The 19,573-nt window shown below is 48.6% G+C and carries 18 protein-coding genes and 1 other annotated feature; of the genes, 1 reads left to right on the forward strand and 17 read right to left on the reverse strand.

Translation table 11 applies throughout. From position 1 onward, the window contains the following. Nucleotides 1–7: 7 nt before the first annotated feature. From trpA to Q0785_RS16860, 17 genes are all read right to left on the reverse strand, one after another. Nucleotides 8–778: a tryptophan synthase subunit alpha gene (trpA, locus tag Q0785_RS16775; RefSeq protein ID WP_223637037.1), complete on the reverse strand. Its 771-nt coding sequence runs from the start codon at nucleotides 776–778 to the stop codon at nucleotides 8–10. Further along, nucleotides 775–2,571 (reverse strand): tryptophan synthase subunit beta, encoded by a 1,797-nt coding sequence (gene trpB / locus Q0785_RS16780; RefSeq protein ID WP_317851919.1) that lies wholly within the window; start codon nucleotides 2,569–2,571, stop codon nucleotides 775–777. Before trpB ends, trpA begins: the two co-directional genes overlap by 4 nt. Next, nucleotides 2,568–3,341, reverse strand: a complete 774-nt coding sequence (trpC, locus tag Q0785_RS16790) for an indole-3-glycerol phosphate synthase TrpC (RefSeq protein ID WP_298832589.1) — start codon at nucleotides 3,339–3,341, stop codon at nucleotides 2,568–2,570. Before trpC ends, trpB begins: the two co-directional genes overlap by 4 nt. Continuing rightward, the gene (gene trpD, locus Q0785_RS16795; protein WP_298832592.1) at nucleotides 3,338–4,330 is read right to left on the reverse strand and encodes an anthranilate phosphoribosyltransferase; all 993 of its coding nucleotides are present in this window, start codon (nucleotides 4,328–4,330) and stop codon (nucleotides 3,338–3,340) included. Before trpD ends, trpC begins: the two co-directional genes overlap by 4 nt. A gap of 62 nt (nucleotides 4,331–4,392) precedes the next feature. Then, nucleotides 4,393–4,628, reverse strand: a binding site (T-box leader). A gap of 529 nt (nucleotides 4,629–5,157) precedes the next feature. Further along, nucleotides 5,158–6,774, reverse strand: coding sequence for a long-chain fatty acid--CoA ligase (locus Q0785_RS16800; RefSeq protein ID WP_223637043.1), 1,617 nt, complete (start codon nucleotides 6,772–6,774; stop codon nucleotides 5,158–5,160). Continuing rightward, nucleotides 6,771–7,754, reverse strand: coding sequence for a CaiB/BaiF CoA-transferase family protein (locus Q0785_RS16805; protein ID WP_298832597.1), 984 nt, complete (start codon nucleotides 7,752–7,754; stop codon nucleotides 6,771–6,773). Before Q0785_RS16805 ends, Q0785_RS16800 begins: the two co-directional genes overlap by 4 nt. Beyond that, on the reverse strand, nucleotides 7,755–8,903 hold the full coding sequence (locus Q0785_RS16810; RefSeq protein ID WP_298832599.1) for an acyl-CoA dehydrogenase family protein: 1,149 nt from the start codon (nucleotides 8,901–8,903) through the stop codon (nucleotides 7,755–7,757). A gap of 14 nt (nucleotides 8,904–8,917) precedes the next feature. Further along, complete coding sequence (locus Q0785_RS16815) at nucleotides 8,918–9,688, reverse strand: 3-hydroxyacyl-CoA dehydrogenase (RefSeq protein WP_298832603.1); 771 nt, start codon at nucleotides 9,686–9,688, stop codon at nucleotides 8,918–8,920. A gap of 27 nt (nucleotides 9,689–9,715) precedes the next feature. Beyond that, the gene (locus Q0785_RS16820; protein WP_298832604.1) at nucleotides 9,716–10,864 is read right to left on the reverse strand and encodes a thiolase family protein; all 1,149 of its coding nucleotides are present in this window, start codon (nucleotides 10,862–10,864) and stop codon (nucleotides 9,716–9,718) included. A 722-nt stretch (nucleotides 10,865–11,586) separates the two neighbouring features. Further along, a complete protein-coding gene (locus Q0785_RS16825) occupies nucleotides 11,587–12,489 on the reverse strand; it encodes a glycine betaine ABC transporter substrate-binding protein (RefSeq protein WP_298832610.1) in 903 nt (300 codons plus the stop codon). A gap of 12 nt (nucleotides 12,490–12,501) precedes the next feature. Further along, entirely contained in the window at nucleotides 12,502–13,140 is a 639-nt protein-coding gene (locus Q0785_RS16830; RefSeq protein ID WP_298832613.1) for an ABC transporter permease, read from the reverse strand. Further along, nucleotides 13,137–14,105: an ABC transporter ATP-binding protein gene (locus Q0785_RS16835; RefSeq protein ID WP_298832616.1), complete on the reverse strand. Its 969-nt coding sequence runs from the start codon at nucleotides 14,103–14,105 to the stop codon at nucleotides 13,137–13,139. The genes Q0785_RS16830 and Q0785_RS16835 overlap by 4 nt, the downstream gene beginning before the upstream one ends. Nucleotides 14,106–14,192: 87 nt before the next feature. Further along, nucleotides 14,193–15,041: a GNAT family N-acetyltransferase gene (locus Q0785_RS16840; RefSeq protein WP_298832619.1), complete on the reverse strand. Its 849-nt coding sequence runs from the start codon at nucleotides 15,039–15,041 to the stop codon at nucleotides 14,193–14,195. 143 nt (nucleotides 15,042–15,184) lie between these two features. Further along, complete coding sequence (locus tag Q0785_RS16845) at nucleotides 15,185–16,402, reverse strand: MFS transporter (protein WP_298832623.1); 1,218 nt, start codon at nucleotides 16,400–16,402, stop codon at nucleotides 15,185–15,187. Between the two features lie 150 nt (nucleotides 16,403–16,552). Continuing rightward, nucleotides 16,553–17,500 carry a DUF4003 family protein gene (locus Q0785_RS16850; RefSeq protein WP_298832626.1) on the reverse strand — a complete coding sequence of 316 codons (948 nt, stop codon included), beginning with the start codon at nucleotides 17,498–17,500 and terminating at the stop codon, nucleotides 16,553–16,555. A gap of 53 nt (nucleotides 17,501–17,553) precedes the next feature. Then, entirely contained in the window at nucleotides 17,554–18,363 is an 810-nt protein-coding gene (gene zupT / locus Q0785_RS16855; RefSeq protein WP_298832629.1) for a zinc transporter ZupT, read from the reverse strand. 100 nt (nucleotides 18,364–18,463) lie between these two features. Then, nucleotides 18,464–19,108 (reverse strand): uracil-DNA glycosylase, encoded by a 645-nt coding sequence (locus tag Q0785_RS16860; RefSeq protein WP_298832632.1) that lies wholly within the window; start codon nucleotides 19,106–19,108, stop codon nucleotides 18,464–18,466. 119 nt (nucleotides 19,109–19,227) lie between these two features. Here Q0785_RS16860 and Q0785_RS16865 point away from each other — a divergent pair, with 119 nt between their 5' ends. Continuing rightward, entirely contained in the window at nucleotides 19,228–19,569 is a 342-nt protein-coding gene (locus Q0785_RS16865) for a P-II family nitrogen regulator (protein WP_298832635.1), read from the forward strand. Nucleotides 19,570–19,573: the final 4 nt, after the last annotated feature.

Consider the following 19,573-nt stretch of genomic DNA (forward strand, 5'->3'; position numbering starts at 1 on the left):
GCCTCTATTATATCGAATGGGAGGCAGTCACTGCATGGATAAGCGGTTCGATTTCCTGAATTCTGTCGTCGTTGAAAGCTTCGACGATTGCACTTCCCACAATAAATCCATCCACATCATCCCGCAGCATCTCGACGTGGCTGCTCTTCGAAATTCCGAAGCCGGCATAAACCGGAACCGGGCTTTTCTCCCGGACTTTGCGCATGAACGCTTTGACTTCTTCCGACATTTCATCACGTGAACCGGTTATGCCTTTGACGGTTACAGCGTAAACGAAGCCTTCCGCTTCGCTTAAAATATCGTTCAGCCGGGCGTCAGTCGTCGTCAACGTCACCAACTGGATCAACTTGATGCCTTCCTTATCGACATAAGGCTGTACAAGCTGCTTGTGTTCAAAAGGAAGATCCGGGATGATGACGCCTGAAACGCCAGCTTTGCCGCATTCAGTAGCAAAACGTTCCACACCGAATTTCAGCACCGGATTCAAATACGTCATCACCAGCAAAGGAATCTCAACCTGAAAAGTCCAACTCTGCAGTTCTTCCAATACTTTCTGAAGAGTGACGCCCTGCTTCAACGCACGGTTGCCCGCTGCTTCGATTGTCGGGCCATCCGCCACCGGATCCGAAAAAGGGATACCGATTTCAATGGCCGTTACACCCGCTGTCTGCAGGTACTGCACTTGTTCTTTCAAGCGGTCAAGCCCGCCGTCTCCCGCCATGATGTAAGCGACAAACGCTTTGTTTCCTGTACTTTTCAGTTGCTCCAGTCGATTCATGACAGTCCCTCCAGTTTCTCGGCATATGTTGCCATGTCTTTATCGCCACGGCCTGACACGCAAATGACCAAAATCTGATCGGCAGTCATCGTTTTTGCCTGCTTTTCAGCTTCCGCAATGGCATGAGCGGACTCCAGTGCCGGAATGATCCCTTCAAGACGGGACATGCTGATGACCGCAGCCAAGGCTTCCTCGTCCGTAATCGACCGGTATTCAACGCGGCCGATATCCGCCAAATAGGCATGCTCCGGCCCAATCCCCGGATAATCAAGGCCTGCAGAAATCGAATGCGCTTCCTGCACCTGGCCTGCATCGTCCTGCAATAATTTCATCAACGCCCCATGAAGGACACCTTCAGTTCCCTTGGTTAAGGTTGCAGCATGCTTGTCCGTATCGACACCTTCACCGGCTGCTTCAACACCGATCAACTGAACATCTTTGTCTTTAATAAATGGATAGAACATGCCGATGGCGTTGCTGCCGCCGCCCACACATGCCAATATGGCATCAGGCAAGCGACCTTCTTTATCAAGAATCTGGCGTTTCGTTTCTTCCCCGATGACGCTTTGGAAATCGCGGACCATCGTTGGGAATGGATGCGGTCCTAAAGCCGAGCCGATCAGGTAATGCGTATCTTCCACATTGGACACCCAGTAGCGCAGTGCTTCATTGACGGCATCTTTTAACGTTGCACTGCCTTTGGTGACACTTTCCACACGCGCCCCTAGAAGCTTCATGCGGAAAACGTTCAATTGCTGGCGCTTAATGTCTTCTTCGCCCATGAAAATAACACATTCCAAATCGAAAAGCGCACAGATTGTCGCTGTCGCAACCCCATGCTGTCCCGCTCCGGTTTCCGCTACGATTTTACGTTTGCCCATGCGCATGGCAAGCAGCGCCTGGCCGATCGCATTATTCACTTTATGGGCACCGGTATGATTCAAGTCTTCCCGTTTTAAATAGATTTTCGGACCACCCAATGCTTCCGTCATCCGTTTTGCGAATGTCAGCGGCTGTTCACGCCCTACATATTCGGATAAATAATGATGATATTCTTTATGGAATTCAGGATCTTCTTTTACTGCCTCATAGGCATCTTCCAATTCTTTGACGGCTTTCATCAAGGTTTCCGGCACAAATTGTCCACCGTACTTGCCGAAAAATCCTGTTTTCTCTATTGTCTGTTCCATCGAATCATCCTTTACCTGTTTTATGAACTCCTGTATTTTCGCTGTATCTTTACGTCCATCCGTTTCAACTCCGCTGGAAACGTCTACCATATAAGGAGCAGTCTGACCGATTGCCGCATGGACATTTCCAGGATTCAAGCCGCCCGCCACAATCAGACGGGATGGATCGATATCGGCTCCATCGAGTAAAGACCAATCGAATACATTGCCGCTGCCCCCTCGGTATTCAGTACCCGGGGCATCCACTAATATGTAATCAGCCTGCGACTTCTTCAATTTCCCTACATCTTCTTTCGTGCGGATTGAAAAAGCTTGGATTACGGGAACTTGGATTGCCTGCACCAGTTCGTCCGGCTCATCCCCATGCAGCTGAACCATCGTTAATGGAACGCCCGCGATAGTGTCTTCAATTTCCTTCAAGGAAGCATTGACAAAAACGCCGATTTTATCTGTATCTGCGGGAATGTGTTTAGCCAACTCAGCTGCCTGCTCAATCGTCACCTGACGCTTGCTCGGAGCAAAGACAAATCCAATGGCATCTGCCCGCTTCGCCGCTTTGACATGTTGTTCTTCCTTCAAACCACAGATCTTCACTTTGGTCATTGGATTGCCTCCTCACTCGTCGCCTGTCGAATCCAGCTCCCCGGATCTTCTGAGCGCATTAACGCTTCCCCCACTAAAATACCGGAAGCTCCGTTTGCATAAGCGAATTTCGCATCTTCCTTTGTATGCATTCCACTTTCGCTGATGAGCACCCGCTCGCCATCAAATGGAAATTTCTCAGCCAATTGCGCGGTTCGTTCAATCGATACATCGAAGGTCTTCAAATCCCGATTATTGACGCCGATCAGTTTTGCATCCAATTGGAGTGCCGCCTGCAATTCCTCTTCGTCGTGGACTTCCACCAAAACTTCCAGCCCTTTAGAAAGGGCATACTGATAAAGGTTCTCCAGCTGCTGTTTTTCAAGTGCTGCGACAATCAACAGAATGATGGTGCCGCCTGCATTTTGCGCACGGTCAATCTGAATTTCACTGACCATGAAATCTTTACATAGCACTGGAATTGAAACAGCTTGCGCCACTTTCCGCAGGTCGTCGATCGATCCCTTAAAATAGGTTTCATCCGTCAGCACCGAAATTGCGGCAGCTCCCGCTTCTTCATACTTTTTGGCTTGCCCCACAATATCCACTTCGGTCTGGATATCACCTTTCGACGGAGACGCCCGCTTAATCTCTGAAATGACACCATTCTTTTCCTGCAGATGTGGAAGCAGCTTTGATTTTTCAGGAAAAGCGTTATTTTCGGGCTGTACCGGTTTATAGGTTTTTATTTCTTCATATTTTGTCGCAATGATTTTATCCAATATCGTCATGCAAATACCCCCGCTGCTAACCGGTGCAAGTCAAAGACGCGCGCGGTTTCGCCAGATTTGAGTGATGCTTTCGCCTGCTGCACCCCTTCTTTCACTGTTTTCGCTTTGCCGCTGATATACAATACAGTACCTGCGTTCAAAGCAATCGTGTCCAGATAAGGGCTGTCGGCTCCAGATAATACATCCATAAAAATTTCTGCATTGCGTTCAGGGTCTCCTCCACGAATCGCTTCGATTGGGGCGACCTCTAAACCGACTTCGTTCGGGTGAATGGTCATTTCCCGCTTGCCCAGTTCATCAAAAACGATCAGTTCATTGGTGCCGGCAAGCGATAATTCGTCTAATCCGCCCGCTCCGTGGACCAAAGCTCCTTTTTTCCGCCCCAGCCGGATCAAGGCATCTGCCATCGGCTCCAGCATGTCACGGCGGTAAACCCCGGTCATCTGAACCGTAATCGGAAGAGGATTCGCCAAAGGTCCAACTAAATTGAAGATCGTCGGCGTACCGATGTCTTTACGAATCTGGCGCAGGCCCCCAAGTGCAGGATGGATGGCTGGTGCAAAGAGTAGCGCAATTCCCGTCTGGTCCAGCATTGTCGGAATCGCTGCAACGTCCGTTTCCGTTGAAATACCCAGTGCTTCCAAAACATCTGAACTACCAGTTTTGCTGGAAACACTGCGGTTGCCGTGCTTTGCAACCGTTAAGCCGCAGCCTGCCAGCACAAAAGCCGTCAATGTGCTGATGTTGAAGCTGTAAGAACGATCCCCGCCGGTTCCGCAAACATCGACCAGTTCCCCTTCCACTGCTGGAAGTTTCACGGCTTTTTCACGCATCGCCTTGACCAGCCCCACCAGTTCATCTGCGGTCTCGCCTTTTTCATGCAATCCGGATAAAAAGTTTTTTACCTGTTGTTCATCTATTGTGCCGTTCAAAATCTCCAATGATCTTTCATACATCGTTTGTTCGTTCATATTCTCTACTCTGCTCATCTCAATCTCTCCTCGTCTCGTTTTTGAATACAAAAATCCCCGCAACCAGATAGTTATCTGATTGCGGGGACGGGTTGAAACCGCGGTACCACCACGCATTAATGCAATGAATTTCTGCACTCACTTAAACAGGCTCTTCGCCTTTCCCTTTAACGCAGGGCTTACGTCTCCCTTACTCGCTTCCGCTTTCAGGCCAGCTCTCCTAAGTCCATTCGCGCAGTTCATCCAATCAGCTTGCACCAGCCGCTGACTCTCTAAATGGAGCTCCCTGCCTACTCGTCTCAATCCTCGATTTATACACTCTTCTATTCTCGTCTTCACTGGGCTCTTCTCTCAAAAGGACTTGCTTCTCGTACAACAAGTTGACCCTTATCTTAAAAGGTTTTGTTTATTCTGTCAAGTAAAAGAAAAGCGGAAGTAGCCGTCTAGCCTCGACAAGCGCTGGAAGTCCTGCTGGTAATGGCGCTCTTTGCCAGTGCTGGCAGGACTGAAGCGACTCGAGAGGCTGGCTGCTGGAGCTGGACAAAGAAAAGCGGAAATGGCCATGTAGGTCCGACGGCATAAGACAGACCGGCAAAGCGACATCTTTTCAGTCGCAAAGCCGGGTTGGCTTATGACCCTAGGACCTGGCCGTTGGAGTCTGGACAATAAGAAAAGCGGAGGCGCCCATGTAGATTCGACGGTCATAAGACGACCCAGCAGAGTGGCGCTCTTTACCACGCCGCTGGGTCGGCTTAAGAAAAGCAGAAGCAGCCATCTAGCCTCGACAATGAAAAAAACGCAAACAGCCAGAGTCTCCCCGCCGCTTGCGCTCCGTTAAATAATAATCACTGATAGTAACCATCCAATTCTTTTCGCAAAGCCGCTTTCAGGAATTTCCCGACCGAGGTCTTCGGCACTTCTTTCAAAAAGACCACATCGTCCGGCACCCACCATTTGGCAAATTGACTTTCCAGATAAGTCAGCAATTCGGATTTCGTCGCCTCGTCTTCCGTATAGCCTTCTTTCAGGACCACACAGGCGAGCGGCCGCTCCATCCACTTTTCATGTGGAATTGCGACAACTGCCGCTTCAAAAACCGCATCATGGGTCATCAATGAATTTTCCAGGTCGACGGATGAAATCCATTCGCCGCCGCTCTTAATCAGGTCTTTCGTCCGATCTGTCAGTTTAATGTAGCCATCCGGTTCGATGACGGCGATGTCGCCCGTATAAAGCCAGCCGTCCCTAAAGGCATCTGCGGTCCGTTCGTCTTTATAATATTCATCGGCGATCCATGCACCTTTAACATTCAGTTCACCCATCGTTTCGCCATCCCATGGGGCTTCGCCGTTTTCATTGACGATCCGCACTTCCAATCCCGGCATCGGCAAGCCCGCCATAGACCGGCGCTCAATGCGCTCATCCATCGTCATATCAGCCATCGCCGAAGTAGTGATGGCCAAACTGACAAGCGGAGCCGTTTCTGTCATCCCGTAGCCAGTCACAAACGGCACATGATATTTTTCTTCAAACGCCCGGATCAAGCCCTTCGGTGAAGCCGATCCACCACAGATGATCATTCGAAGGGTTTCGATATTGCGCGGGTTCGCTTCCAATTCTTTCAGTACGCCCATCCAAATGGTCGGAACGCCAGCAGTCAGTGTAACTTTTTCTGATTCAATCAAATCCAGCAGCATGCCTGGAGCAAAGCCCGGCCCCGGCAGCACTTGCGTAGTGCCGAACAAGACGCAGGCAAATGGCAAGCCCCATGCGTTGGCATGAAACATTGGAACAATCGACAAAGCGATGTCACGTTCCGACAAGCCCATGGCATCGGCCATGCCCAGCGCGTAGCTGTGGAGCACCAGGCCGCGGTGTGTATAGACGACACCTTTCGGGTTGCCGGTTGTCGCCGATGTGTAGCACATGCCGGCCGGCGTGTTTTCGTCCAGATCTTCCGGAAATTCAAAGCTGCCATCTTCAGCAACCAGCAGTTCTTCATAGGAGTAAACATTTTCAAGCGTGGTTTCGGGTAAATCCGTTCCATCTTTCATGATGACGAAATGCTTAACCGATTTCAGCATGGGCGCGAGTTTTTCGATTAGCGGGAACAAATCGTGATCAACCAACAGAATTTCATCTTCGGCATGATTGATGACATAGGCGATATGTTCCGGAGACAGGCGGATATTGATCATGTGCAGAATGGCACCGGCACCCGGCACACCAAAATACAGTTCCAGGTGGCGATGATGATTCCAGGCAAAACTTCCGACTTTCGTTCCCCGCTCCATACCGATTTTCGTCAAAGCAGCAGCCAATTTGCGGGTTCTTACCGCAAACTCTTTATAGGGAATGCGGTGGACCATGTTTTCACCAGTCCGCGAAATGATCAATTTTTCAGGAAAATAACGCTCTGCTCTTTTTACAAAAGAAGATAATAATAACGGCGATTCCATCATGTGACATCCGACTCCTTTTTCGCTCTATTTTTTTCAATGAAAAACGGGTGCTCGTGCCGTTCATACGCTTTTAAGACAGGCGCCAGGCAGGCATCCACCTGCAAGGAAATTTGGTACCACTCCTGCCAATCCTTCGAGTAGAAAAAATCAGCGACTTGCTGATGCTCCGGACCCCCCACCGACTTTTCTCCCCATTCCAGCCACTGGGGCTGTCCGGCAAATTCACAAAACGCCCGCCAAAATTTCTCTTCCAGCGCTCCTAAAGTCATATAACGTCCGTCTTTTGTTTCATAGATGGCGTAGCTGATCCGCGCGCCCCCGATTTCCGGGACCCCTCTTTCCGACACACCCGCCGCATGGTAGACATCATGATTTCCGAGAAATTCCGCCATCACTTCAACCAGAGCAATATCCAGGTATTCCCCTTGCCCCGTACGGAATTTTTTAAATAAAGCGGCTATCAGCTGTTCAGATGCCAACAGTCCACCCGTAAAATCAGCAAATGTATTTGTCGGATGGACCGGCCGGCCCGATGCATCCCTCAATTGGTCCAAAGCACCCGACAAAGCCATATAGTTCAAATCATGGCTTCCCAATCCAGCCATTTCACCCCTTTGTCCATAACCCGACAGGGAACAATAAACCAGGTCCGGCTTTACCTGCTTCAAGCTGTCATAATCCAACCCTAACTTTTTCATGACACCGGGCCGGAATGTTTCTATAAGTGCATCAGCACTCTTCACCAATTCCAGCATTTCCAGGTGGCCTTCAGGTGATTTCAAGTCGATATGGACAATTTTTTTACCCCGGTTATTCGCCTCGTGGACATGCCCTCCGCTCATATAGCGCGCCGGATCGCCGGCCGGCGGTTCAACTTTGATGACTTCCGCACCCAGTTCAGCAAGCCGCATGCCCGCATACGGCCCCGGCACGTAATAAGTGACATCCAATATGCGCACGCCTTTCAACGCATCTTTCATCTATAGGCCCATCCGCTTGGCAATGATGGTCTTCATGATTTCGTTGGAACCGGCGTAAATCGCTGCCACTGGAATATCGCGGTACCGGCGTGCAATTTTATATTCTTCCATATAGCCGTACCCTCCGTGCAATTGCATGCATTCACCGGAAATCTTTTTGGCCGTATCGGTCAACCAAAACTTCGCCATCGACACTTTGGACACAATGTCTTTTCCAGCCATATGGTCTTCAATGAGCGATTCCAAAAATGAATGGCCCAATTCGATTTCCGTCGCCATCTCCACCAATTTAAATTGGGAATTCTGGAACGAACCGATCGGCTTGCCAAAAGCCTTTCTTGACTTCACATATTCCAAGGTCATTTCCAGCATATCCTCTGAAGCCACTTGTGCAGCCATTGCGACCACCAGGCGTTCCTGCTGCAGTTTTTCCATCAAATAAGTAAAGCCTTTGTTTTCTTCGCCGATTAAATTGGCGGCTGGGACAACGCAATCCTCGAAGTACAATTCCGAAGTATCTTGTGCATGAAGGCCAACTTTATCGAGCTTGCGCCCTTTCTCAAAGCCCGGCGTTCCTTCTTCCACCATCAATAAGGAAATCCCCCGGTGCTTCGGTTCCGCTTTCGGGTCGGTTTTTACCACCACCAGCACCAATGTTGAATTGATGCCGTTGGTGATGAAGGTCTTCTGGCCATTGACTATGTAATTATCGCCATTCCGAACGGCAGTGGTTGATATATTGGCAAGGTCAGACCCTGCTCCCGGCTCTGTCATAGCGATCGCTGTAATATGATCGCCAGAAACGCAGCCTGGCAGCCAGCGCTGTTTCTGCTCTTCGTTTCCGTAGGCTTCAATATAAGGTACGGTAATGTCATTATGCAGACCCACCCCTGTCAAACTGGCACCGACACGTTCCATTTCTTCCCCAATAACAACTGCGTATCGGAAATCAAGACCGAGACCGCCGTATTGTTCCTCAACCTGAGGGCTTAAAAAACCCATATCCCCAAGTTTTTTCCAGAATGATTTCGGAATGAGGTGATCTTTTTCCCATTGGTCATAATTCGGTACTGCTTCCTTCTCCAAAAACTTCCGTAACGATTTACGGAACATCACCTGTTCTTCTTCTTCAAAACGATATTTCCCCATCCTCTTCGTCCCCCTTATTTCGGCTGCATGCGGATTGCTCCGTCAAGTCGGATCGTTTCCCCATTCAACATCGGATTTGCCGTTATACTTTCCACTAATTGCGCATATTCAGCAGGCTTCCCGAGACGCGCCGGAAATGGTACAGCTGCCGACAATGAAGCAATGGCTGCATCCGGCAGCCCTTCCACCATCGGCGTCTCCATTAATCCAGGTGCAATTGCCATGACGCGGATTCCGTCTCTTGCCAGTTCCCGTGCTATCGGCAACGTCATCGATACCACCCCGCCTTTTGATGCACTATAGGCCGCCTGCCCAATTTGACCTTCGTATGCGGCTACTGATGCCGTTGAAATAATGACTCCGCGCTCCCCTTCTTCATTCGGTTCATTTTTCTGCATAGCTGCCGCGGCAACCCGGATTACATTGAAACTGCCGATCAAGTTCACTTTGATGACTTTTTCGAATTGATCCAATGCTATCGGTGTGCTTTTGGATAACACTTTCCCCGGTGTGCCGATTCCTGCGCAATTGACGACCAAATCAATGCTGCCGAACTGTTCAAGTGTTTCACTTATATTCTGTTCGACCTGCGTCGCGTTCGTCACATCGGTTTCTTTGTAGATGACCGATTCTTCCCCCAGTTCTTCAATCAACTTTTTCGCGCGTTCCGCATTCAAATCAAAAATAGCTGCTTTCCCGCCACTTTCTGCAATGCGGCGCACCGTCGCTTCCCCAAGCCCGGAAGCTCCCCCCGTAATTACTGCTCTAACCTTCGAAAATTCCATTGTCATCCCCCTTAGTTTTCAAAAAATCTATAGTTTCTCAATGATTGTGGCATTTGCCATTCCCATGCCTTCACAAATTGCCAGCAGACCATAACGCCCATTTATCCGCTCCAGTTCATGCAGCAGCGATACCAGTAATTTGGTTCCAGTTGCCCCAAGCGGGTGGCCAAGCGCAATCGCGCCGCCGTTGACATTCAATTTTTCAGGGTCTCCACCGATATCATTCAGCCAAGCAAGCGGAACTGGCGCAAACGCTTCATTGACTTCATAACGATCCATATCGCCAATTTCGAGCCCTGCTTTTTTAAGGACTTTCTTCGTTGCCGCAATCGGCCCCGTCAGCATCAACGTTGGATCGGAACCGACCACAACACGCGCCAATATCCGCGCTTTCGGCTTTAAGCCAAGTTCCTGCGCTTTCTCTGCTGACATCAATAGGACCGCAGAAGCACCATCACTCATTTGGCTGGCGTTGCCTGCAGTGATGACGCCATTCTCATCAAAGGCTGTTTTCAACCCGCCGAGAACTTCCTGGGTCGTTCCAGGGCGCGGCCCCTCATCAATTGCAACGGTTTGTTTTTCCCCGTCTGGTCCCTGTGTTTCAATCGGCACAATTTCACGCTCGTAATGGCCTGCCTGAATGGCATTTTGCGCCCGTTCATGGCTTTGCACTGCATAAGCATCAAGCTGATCTCGGGTGAATCCCCATTTTCCAGCAATTCGTTCTGCCGACAATCCCTGGTTGATGATTTCGTATTGATCGGTCAACTTTTCGCTTAGCTCCGACCCTTGCATATTGGAAAACATCGGTACGCGCGTCATGCTTTCCACTCCGCCCGCAATGACGATATCCATATCTCCCGCTAAAATCGCCTGCGCTCCGAAATGCACTGCCTGCTGGCTCGAACCACATTGGCGGTCGATGGTCACTCCAGGCACATAATCTGGAAAACCGGCAATCAACGCCGCAGTTCGTGCAATATTGCTGCCCTGTTCTCCCGCTTGGGAAACACAGCCTAGAATAATATCTTCTACTTCACTTTTTTCTACACCTGCACGCGTCACCAACTCTTCCAGCACTAAAGCTGCCAATTCATCCGGACGTTGATTGGCAAACTGTCCTTTTCTCCGCCCTACCGGCGAACGCACCCCTTCTACAATGACAACTTCTCTCATACCCTTCACCCCATTATAATTATTGAAATCGCTCTCATTTAGCAGAATTGAATGACTATTCACTCATTGAATCTATTGTACAAGAACCTTTTCCCAAATGCTACAAGAAAAGCGGAAGCACCCGTCTAGCTCTGCCGGGCGTAAGACAGATCAGCAGTGTGGCGTACTTTGCCGAAGAACTTATCGCTGAAATCTAGAAAACAAGCTGTTGCCGTAAATAAAAAACTCCACTGCTTAGGCAGTGGAGTTGAGCTTGTAGACAAAAGAATATTGATGTCATTTAAAGCATGAATACACATTACATCCTGTTTAAACCGGATCCTGCGCTTCAGGCGGACGCTTTCCACGGGCTCGCGCCGAACTAACTCGGACTGGCGCCCGAGTGGATTTCGGCACTTCACTGTTCCCGCAGGAGTCGCCGCCTGGCGCTCCGGATCCTTGAGTGAAAGATTTACCAGGTTTGTAGAGACGACATTTCCTGATATTGACTAGCAAGCTTCTCTCTTTGATTGAAGCAACACACTTCCAAGCGGGCTGGCCACGAAGACTCCTGTGGGACAGCGAAAGCTGAAGACCCCGCAGGAACGCAGTGACGAGGAGGCTGAAGCTGAGCCCACGGAACGCGAAGTGGCCGGACCGGTTGGGGATTAGGCACCGCTATACATTTTGGTCAGACTTTGTCTACAGTCTGACATCCACTGCTTAGGCAGCGGTTTTTTCATTTACTCTTCGATTAATCCTTTTTCAATCAGGAACTCGCGGGCTACGTCACTTGCAGCTTCCTGGTCTACATCAATGCGTGAATTCATGGCCAGCATCTCTTCTTCGCTGATTTGCCCAGCCAGTCCGCTCAATACTTCTTCAAGTTCCGGATACTCTTCAAGTGTTTCCATCCGCACAACAGGAACTGCATCGTATTTCGGGAAAAATGACAGATCATCTTCTGTTGTTTCAAGATCGAATAATCCGATGCGGCTATCTGTTGTGAAAGCTGGAATGACATCTACCTCTCCACTTTGGACTGCCTCATACATGATGGCCGGATCGAAACTTTCCGTTGCAGAAAACTCAAATGGATAGGTCGCGACCAGGTCGTCATAACCATCTCCCTGGCGTTCATAGAACGGATGAGGTGCACCAAAACGCATCCCTTCCGATTGTGAAATCTCTGCCAAATCCGAATAGGTTTCAGCCTCATAGCCACTGTCTTTTGAATAGGCTAAAGTATAGCCATTTTCAAAACCGAGCGGTTCAAGCCAAGTTGCCTCCAATTCTTCTTCATAGCCGGCTCTGACAATCTCCAGCACTTCTTCTGAAGATTGGCCAGGCACCGATTCTTCCTTCAACACGTCTTTCAATCCCGTTCCCGTATATTCTACGTACATGTCGATATCTCCCTGTTCCAAGGCAGGCGTTAAAATCGATACTTCCCCGAGACCATCTTCGTACTCTACTGTGTACTCTGAATTTGCTTCAATGTATTGCCCAAGAATATGAGGAAGAATGTACTGTTCTGTCCATGGCTTACCGCCGATTACAAGTGGATCCGATGCATCTCCGCCTGATCCGCAACCCGCAATCACTGTGGTTCCAGCCAATAAAATACCAAACGCTATTTTTTTCATGCTCATTTCCTCCTATGTTTTTAAGCCTTTTGGCGTTGCTCTCTTTTCGATCCACTTCAATATCTGGTCAAACCCGATGGCAAGCAGCGCAACTGGAAGGGCTCCTGCAAGAACCAACGCATTATTATACGATTGCAGGCCGCGGTAGATGATATCCCCCAAACCGCCAGCCCCGACGAATGTCGCAAGTGTAGCGATACCGACAGTCAAGACGGTCGCCGTTCGTATCCCCGCCATGATGAAGGGCAATGCGAGCGGCAATTCGATCTGCCGCAATATCTGTGTCCGGGTCATGCCCATCCCCCGCCCCGCTTCAATCGTGGAACCGTCGACACCTACAATTCCGGCATAGGTATTCCGCAGAATCGGCAGCAGGGCATAGATGATGAGTGCAATTAAAGCCGTCGGCGAACCGATGCCCAGTATAGGAACCAAAAAGCCGAACAGCGCAAGACTTGGGATGGTTTGGAAAACAGCCGTCACACCAATAATCGGTTCAGCGTATCGCCGGTAGCGTGTAATGACAATTCCAAGCGGCAATGCAATCGCAATGCCGATTGCAACAGCTACGAATGATAGGTAAATATGCTCCAGAAGCGCGCTGATGATCATATCCTGCCGGTTGACGAGTGTATCGAAAAAATTCCTCATACCAATACCCCCGATTCCTTAACAAGAGCAGCTTTCAATAAATCACGGTCATTCGCATAAGCCACGACCTTTCCATCTTCAACGATCGCCAAATAGTCCTGATTGCTGTTATCCAGTTGATTGAAAGCCGCTTCAATTGTGGAGTCAGCAGAGATATTCTCGGCATCGCCTGCCCAGTCCCTTGTAAATAAATCCAGAAACTCCACCAATCTCTTTTCCCCGAAGGTCCGCTTCTGATTGATGCGTTCTACACCGATAAAATTACGGACAAACTCATTTGCGGGATCGTCGATCAATTGCTGGGGCGTTCCAGTCTGTTCGACTTGGCCGTCACGCATTACGATGATGGAATCTGCAATTTTCAGTGCTTCATCCATGTCATGTGTAACGAAGACAATGGTTTTGTTGATGGTTTGTTGAAGATTTCGGAGTTCGTCCTGCAATTGTTCCCGGCTGATGGGATCAAGCGCTGAAAACGGTTCATCCATTAAGACGATGTTCGGGTCTCCAGCCAAGGCACGCACTACTCCTACGCGCTGCTGCTGTCCTCCACTCAACTCGAGGGGATAGCGGTCCATATAGATTTCGGGATCCAAGCCGACCAACTGGAGCAACTCGCGTACCCGTTCTTCTTTTCTGGCTTTTGGCCATTCCAGCAGTTTCGGAACCAGTGCCACATTGTCCGAAATGGTCATGTGAGGAAATAATCCAATACGCTGAATAACATAGCCGATTGAACGGCGTAGTTGGACTTCATCCATTCCATTAATGGGCTTTTCATCGATATAGATACTCCCATCAGTCGGTTTTTCCAGTTTATTGATCATTTTCATCAAAGTGGTTTTACCGCATCCACTGGGGCCGATGATGGCAGTCAATTCATGAGTGGGAAGTACGAGTGAAATGTCTTTTAATGCTTCCGTTCCATCCGGAAAGCGCTTTGTGACATTTTCAAATCGAATCATAGCCTCCGCTCCCTTCTGTTTCTTTCAGCCTAACTTTTTTATACCCTCTGCCAGCTCTTTATACTCCCTAAAATTTTCAAGCGCAAATTACTGCTCTTCAAAAACAAGGTGAACCGGATTGGCGATCTGCTCATAGCCGATTTCCTTGTAGATTTTATTGGCCGTGGTGTTATCAAGGTCCGTATAAAGCATCACAAAATCGTACTCCAACAGCAGCTCATCTGTAACTTCAGCGACCAGCGACCGTGCGTATCCCCTGCCCCGCTGGCCCTTCGGAGTATATACAAATGAAACCGTTATGCCGTTTTTTGAAGGACGTGATTTCTTCATACAGGAGACGGCCACTCCATCGACTTCCCACACATAGACTTCCTTCCTTTCCAGAAAGTCAGCAATCCGACGCGTAGCTTCCGCTTGAGTAGAATGACGGCCTATTCCCGTTTCCTGTTCGAAAAGCCGATACCATTCCTCCAAAATTTCCGCATCTTTTTTACTGGCGACCCGCCATGTCCCTTCACTTTTCTTCAGCCCTTTAGAGACCGCATCTATCCGGTACAGGCCTTGGTTCATCAATACCTTTATCTGCTCTCCCGTATGGCGGGTCCACGCTTCCGCAAAGAGACGGGACGTTTCCTGTTCCCCGACAATCCCGCTGACTTCAACCCCAAGATTCTGCAAGTGCCCAGCTATCACTTGTTCAATTTCAGGGAAATGCCGAAAAACAACCAATTGCAAGGCATGCGGAGGCGTCATCAGACAAGCCGCTGCAATCTCGCCTTCCTTTTCTGCGAGCGCCAGGAAATAATCTTCGTATTGATTTGCTTGAATTTGTCCAAGCACGCCCAAGAACAAACTATGAATGTCTTCGTTCCGGTACAGCAACGGCGACACTTTTTCCGAAAAAACTGCTGAATCCGAATAGATAAGCAATTCCATTTCCCCACGTCCATTTCTGTTGTAATTCCTATTCATAAGGTATTAGCTATATTATGGAAAATCTCCTGCATATATCCGCTATTTCTTTATTTAAAAAACAACGTACTCCGAAAGTGTATCGGCTACGTTGTTTTTAAGCTGTGCTATTCCAATTCCATCTGTTTTGTTTCAGTTCCAAGAAATGCGACGGCCATCGCTCCGATGAGGATGGAGACACAGAAAATCCCGAAGATTATATTGATGCCGATTCCAGCTGTCAGCATCGAACCGACCAATAGCGGTCCAAGCACTCCGCCTACCCGTCCAAAAGATGCAGCCATGCCTGTACCGGTACCTCGGATGACTGTTGGGTACTGTTCTGGGGAATACGCATACAATGCCCCCCAGGCTCCCAGGTTGAAGAAGGACAGGAAAGCCCCCGCAACGATCAATAGGGTGATAGTATCCGCATTACCGAACGCCAAAGCGCTGGCAGCTGTTCCGATTAAATACGTAACCAATACGAATTTCCGCCCAACACGCTCGATAAGCCAAGCAGCCGAAAAGTAGCCGGGCAATTGAGCCAGGGTCATGATCAAGACATACTGGAAGCTTTGAATGAGCGTAAACCCTTTCAGCACCATTACACTCGGCAGCCACAGGAACATTCCGTAGTACGAAAAGACGACGGTAAACCAGACGATCCACAGCATTAAAGTAGGACGTCTGTATTTTTTGGACCAGACGTCTTTAATATTGGTGGAAATCGACCGCAATACATCCTTTTTAGCGGAAAACTGGGGTGAATCCGGCAAATTGATGCGCAGGTAAAGTGCGTAAAGCGCCGGCAATGCCGTCAGCAGCAGCGCAATTCGCCAGCCGAAAGACGGGATGATGAAGTACGAAATAACTGCCGCAACCAGCCAGCCGGCTGCCCAAAAACTTTCCAGCAGGACGACGACGCGCCCGCGCTCTCTTGCTGGCACACTTTCTGATACCAGCGTAGAAGCCACCGGCAGTTCTCCGCCCAGTCCCATTCCGACAAAAAACCGCAGGATCATAAACGCTGCGAGCGTCGTAGTAAAGGCCGAAAGTCCGCTCGCTATGGAAAACAGCAGCAAAGTAATGATGAAGATCTTCTTTCTGCCAACGCGGTCTGCATAGATGCCGAAGACGAACGCCCCAACCGCCATCCCGATTGAATTGACACTGCCGATCCACCCCATTTGATTGGAGGTCAGTCCCCAGTCCTCATGCAATGCCGCAATTACGAAAGATAGAATCCCAACATCCATCGCATCAAAGAGCCAGCCCAATCCGGCGACCCATAATAGTTTATTTCTTGAAATAGAACCTGAATTTTTCTCAGCTACAGTCGACATTGCCATTCTCCTTGTCTTTACACATGTACAGTAGTGTCTTTACACAACTATACGCTGAAGGCCGTTTGGTGACAAGTCGTGAAAGGAAATCTGTTTTTTCCAACAACTTAAGGTCAGGCGGCACGAAGCAACCAAAATCATCCCTGCCATTTAACTGGAAGAATTATTTGTCGACGATATAATCGCTGCGTTCATGCTGACCATCATTGCAGCTTGCTGTGCTTGCATCAAGGTCTCCAACGAGGTCGAAAAAGTCATTGCAGCTATGTCCTGGGCGTCAATACTGTCAGTCATCGCCTGTTGGACAGCCGTAGAAAAAGCCATATCCTTATACCATCGGAAAATTTTATGTTTTTCCAACTCACGTGTATTTGATGCAATCCCACTTAACGCTTCACCATCCACTCGCGTTACCGCTAAAAAACCAAGAGTCGGGTATTGGGCAGTACGGATTTTTATTTTTTCCTCTTTGAAGAATTGATGGATCGCTAAAACCCGACCCACCATTTCCGGGTCATAGGCCGAGGAATCGAAAGTCATGATTTGAGATAGCCATTGAAGATCGTTGCCCATCGTGAAGCCCTGTTCGCGAAGGTCGCGGTAATACATATTCATGGTTGTTGCCCGTTCTTCAAGATTCCCTTCCCTGCTCGCCAATAAAGCTGCATACGGAATGTCTTCGTTTGATGTCAGAAACTTATGGTGCTTCTTCATTTCTTCGTATAATTTTCTTGTCCGTTCCGCTTCTTCCGGCTGCTTCATCAACAGAGCTGCCAGATACGTGTAGGAAGTTTTCCAAAATCCAGCGTTGTTAAGCTCTTTCTGATTTTGATTGACCAACTTCAACGAATTTTCTACACCTTCTTCTTTGATCACCATGAAAGCTGCCGCGATATGGAGCAAGTGTGAGCGGAGAGGCGAAGTCCAGCCCTCATTCTTTTTGATGGTTTCGACCGCCGCCTCGTGTGCCTTGCCATCAAAAATTCGGCCGCGGGATAAGTAAACATTTGTGACAGCCAATACAATCCGCTTATCTACTGCCCAGCCCGCTATTTTCGATATTTCCGAGAAAGTCTGTTCAATGCGTTTGATGTCCATAGAAAAAGCCTCCTTTCTCTTTACTACGAGAACAGGAGGCAAAAGTTTCATGATTAAACGATCAACACCAGACTGACAGCCATCACTGCCATGCCGGCCACCAATCCGTAGATGGACAGATGCGCTTCGTCATAGCGTTTCGCTGCTGGCAATAATTCATCAAGCGAAATGAAGACCATGATGCCAGCTACGCCGGCAAATATGATTCCGAACAATGTGTCGCTGAGAAAAGGCATCAGGAACAACCAGGCAGCAATTGCTCCGATCGGTTCTGAAATCCCGGAGAGAAAGCTGTATTGAAAAGCTTTTATCCGGCTGCCGGTTGCATAGTAAATCGGTACGGATACAGCGATTCCCTCTGGAATGTTATGAATGGCTACGGCAATTGCAATAGCTACCCCAAGTGCAGGATCCTGTATAGCCGACATGAAAGTGGCAATCCCTTCCGGAAAGTTGTGGATACCGATTGCTAAAGCAGTAAAGATCCCCATCTTCCGAAGCCTGGCATACTCGTCATTGGTTGGTCCTTCATCCATATCTTCCACTGTTTTGACTTCATGCGGATTTCCCAGTTGAGGCAGAATCCGATCCAACGCCGCCATGAAAATCATTCCGCCGAAAAACCCAGCGAGAGTCAGCCAATAGCCCATCGTTTCACCATGGGCATTCGTCAAGGAATCTTTTGCTTTAAAGAAGATTTCAATCATGGAGACATAAATCATGACGCCAGCTGAAAACCCTAAAGAAATCGACAGGAATTTTGTATTGGTACGGGATGCAAAAAATGCGATTAAACTGCCAATCCCTGTGGCCAGTCCAGCAAAAAGAGTTAGTCCAAGTGCGAATAAGACTGTACTATCCATAGTCATGCCTTCTTTCCAATTCTAGTGAATATGGTTATTGTACAGTTAAAGTTTCCTTAGTGCAACTTTTTTTAACTAAGAAAGATTTCCCATTATTCGTTCACTTCAATTCACCAAGCAAACTTTTCAATTTTTGCCAATCAGCATCCTTTAACGTCCGAACAGGCGGATTATAAAAAACGCTGGCTGGATGAAAGGTAGGAAAAATGTGGTAAATTTCAGCCGTCTCTTTGAAATGGCCATCTTCATCATCCCAATATAGAATCGGCGTCTCCATCAGCACTCCATGAAGTTCCATGACTTTCGCTTTGGGACCGATCAATCTCTGCAACCCGACATTCCCTAAAGTTACAATCAGCGGCGGACGGACGTCCCGAATCTCGGTATCCAAAATAGGCGCATGGGCGATTATTTCTTTTTTGGTCGGTGGCCGGTTGTACTTTCTTTCGATGATTTCTCCGTTGCGCTGTTTTTTGGTCCCCCATTTATAAGGTCTGCTTCTTACCGCACTGGTGATATAAACATCCTCCCTTGCCAAACCGACACTTTGCAGGGAAGCCATCAATTCTTTTCCTGCCCGCCCTGTAAACGGGATGCCTGTTTCCACTTCATTTTCTCCGGGCGCTTCCCCTACGAGCATAATCGCCGGATTTTTCGGACCGCTTCCCCATACAAAGCCATCAACCGGATGTCCCTCAATCCGCTTTTTTCCCATTGCAGCTACTTCTTCTGAAATTCTATACATCAAAATCACCTCTACTTTTATTTCATGTCAGAAAACCTAACATTAATTCAAAAAACTCTTGCATTATCAGAAAATATAAACTAATATGTTAACAAACCTAACATCAAGGAGGAGATAACATGAAAAAGATTGAAACGATTATTCGGCCATCCGTTTTCGCAGACGTTCGCCAAGCTTTGGCACTTGAAGGAATAGACGGTTTGAGTGTAACGGAAATTGCCGGAATCGGAAAGCAGGAAGGCCGAGTAGGATTGTTCCGCGGTAATGCCTACACAATGGAATTTTCTCCGAAATTGAAACTGGAGATGGTGGTGGAGGACCACAAGGTCGAAGATATTATTCAAGCTTTGTTGGACTACGCTTCAACCGGCCAGGTTGGGGATGGGAAAATTTTTATTTTACCGGTTGAGGAAGCAATACGGATCAGAACAAAAGAACGCGGCACAGTCGCAATTGGATAAGGAG

This window comes from uncultured Planococcus sp., from assembly GCF_947501725.1.
GTDB lineage: Bacteria > Bacillota > Bacilli > Bacillales_A > Planococcaceae > Planococcus > Planococcus donghaensis_C.

What these genes read in the sequence shown, in the direction of transcription:
- Q0785_RS16815 (WP_298832603.1), bottom strand. Translation starts at nt 9,688, where the DNA reads ATGGAATTTTCGAAGGTTAGAGCAGTAATTACGGGGGGAGCTTCCGGG.
- trpC (WP_298832589.1), bottom strand. Translation starts at nt 3,341, where the DNA reads ATGACGATATTGGATAAAATCATTGCGACAAAATATGAAGAAATAAAA.
- Q0785_RS16850 (WP_298832626.1), bottom strand. Translation starts at nt 17,500, where the DNA reads ATGGACATCAAACGCATTGAACAGACTTTCTCGGAAATATCGAAAATA.
- Q0785_RS16865 (WP_298832635.1), top strand. Translation starts at nt 19,228, where the DNA reads ATGAAAAAGATTGAAACGATTATTCGGCCATCCGTTTTCGCAGACGTT.
- zupT (WP_298832629.1), bottom strand. Translation starts at nt 18,363, where the DNA reads ATGGATAGTACAGTCTTATTCGCACTTGGACTAACTCTTTTTGCTGGA.
- Q0785_RS16840 (WP_298832619.1), bottom strand. Translation starts at nt 15,041, where the DNA reads ATGGAATTGCTTATCTATTCGGATTCAGCAGTTTTTTCGGAAAAAGTG.
- Q0785_RS16835 (WP_298832616.1), bottom strand. Translation starts at nt 14,105, where the DNA reads ATGATTCGATTTGAAAATGTCACAAAGCGCTTTCCGGATGGAACGGAA.
- trpD (WP_298832592.1), bottom strand. Translation starts at nt 4,330, where the DNA reads ATGAGCAGAGTAGAGAATATGAACGAACAAACGATGTATGAAAGATCA.
- Q0785_RS16810 (WP_298832599.1), bottom strand. Translation starts at nt 8,903, where the DNA reads ATGGGGAAATATCGTTTTGAAGAAGAAGAACAGGTGATGTTCCGTAAA.
- trpB (WP_317851919.1), bottom strand. Translation starts at nt 2,571, where the DNA reads ATGACCAAAGTGAAGATCTGTGGTTTGAAGGAAGAACAACATGTCAAA.
- Q0785_RS16830 (WP_298832613.1), bottom strand. Translation starts at nt 13,140, where the DNA reads ATGAGGAATTTTTTCGATACACTCGTCAACCGGCAGGATATGATCATC.
- Q0785_RS16805 (WP_298832597.1), bottom strand. Translation starts at nt 7,754, where the DNA reads ATGAAAGATGCGTTGAAAGGCGTGCGCATATTGGATGTCACTTATTAC.
- Q0785_RS16845 (WP_298832623.1), bottom strand. Translation starts at nt 16,402, where the DNA reads ATGTCGACTGTAGCTGAGAAAAATTCAGGTTCTATTTCAAGAAATAAA.
- Q0785_RS16825 (WP_298832610.1), bottom strand. Translation starts at nt 12,489, where the DNA reads ATGAAAAAAATAGCGTTTGGTATTTTATTGGCTGGAACCACAGTGATT.
- trpA (WP_223637037.1), bottom strand. Translation starts at nt 778, where the DNA reads ATGAATCGACTGGAGCAACTGAAAAGTACAGGAAACAAAGCGTTTGTC.
- Q0785_RS16860 (WP_298832632.1), bottom strand. Translation starts at nt 19,108, where the DNA reads ATGTATAGAATTTCAGAAGAAGTAGCTGCAATGGGAAAAAAGCGGATT.
- Q0785_RS16800 (WP_223637043.1), bottom strand. Translation starts at nt 6,774, where the DNA reads ATGATGGAATCGCCGTTATTATTATCTTCTTTTGTAAAAAGAGCAGAG.
- Q0785_RS16820 (WP_298832604.1), bottom strand. Translation starts at nt 10,864, where the DNA reads ATGAGAGAAGTTGTCATTGTAGAAGGGGTGCGTTCGCCGGTAGGGCGG.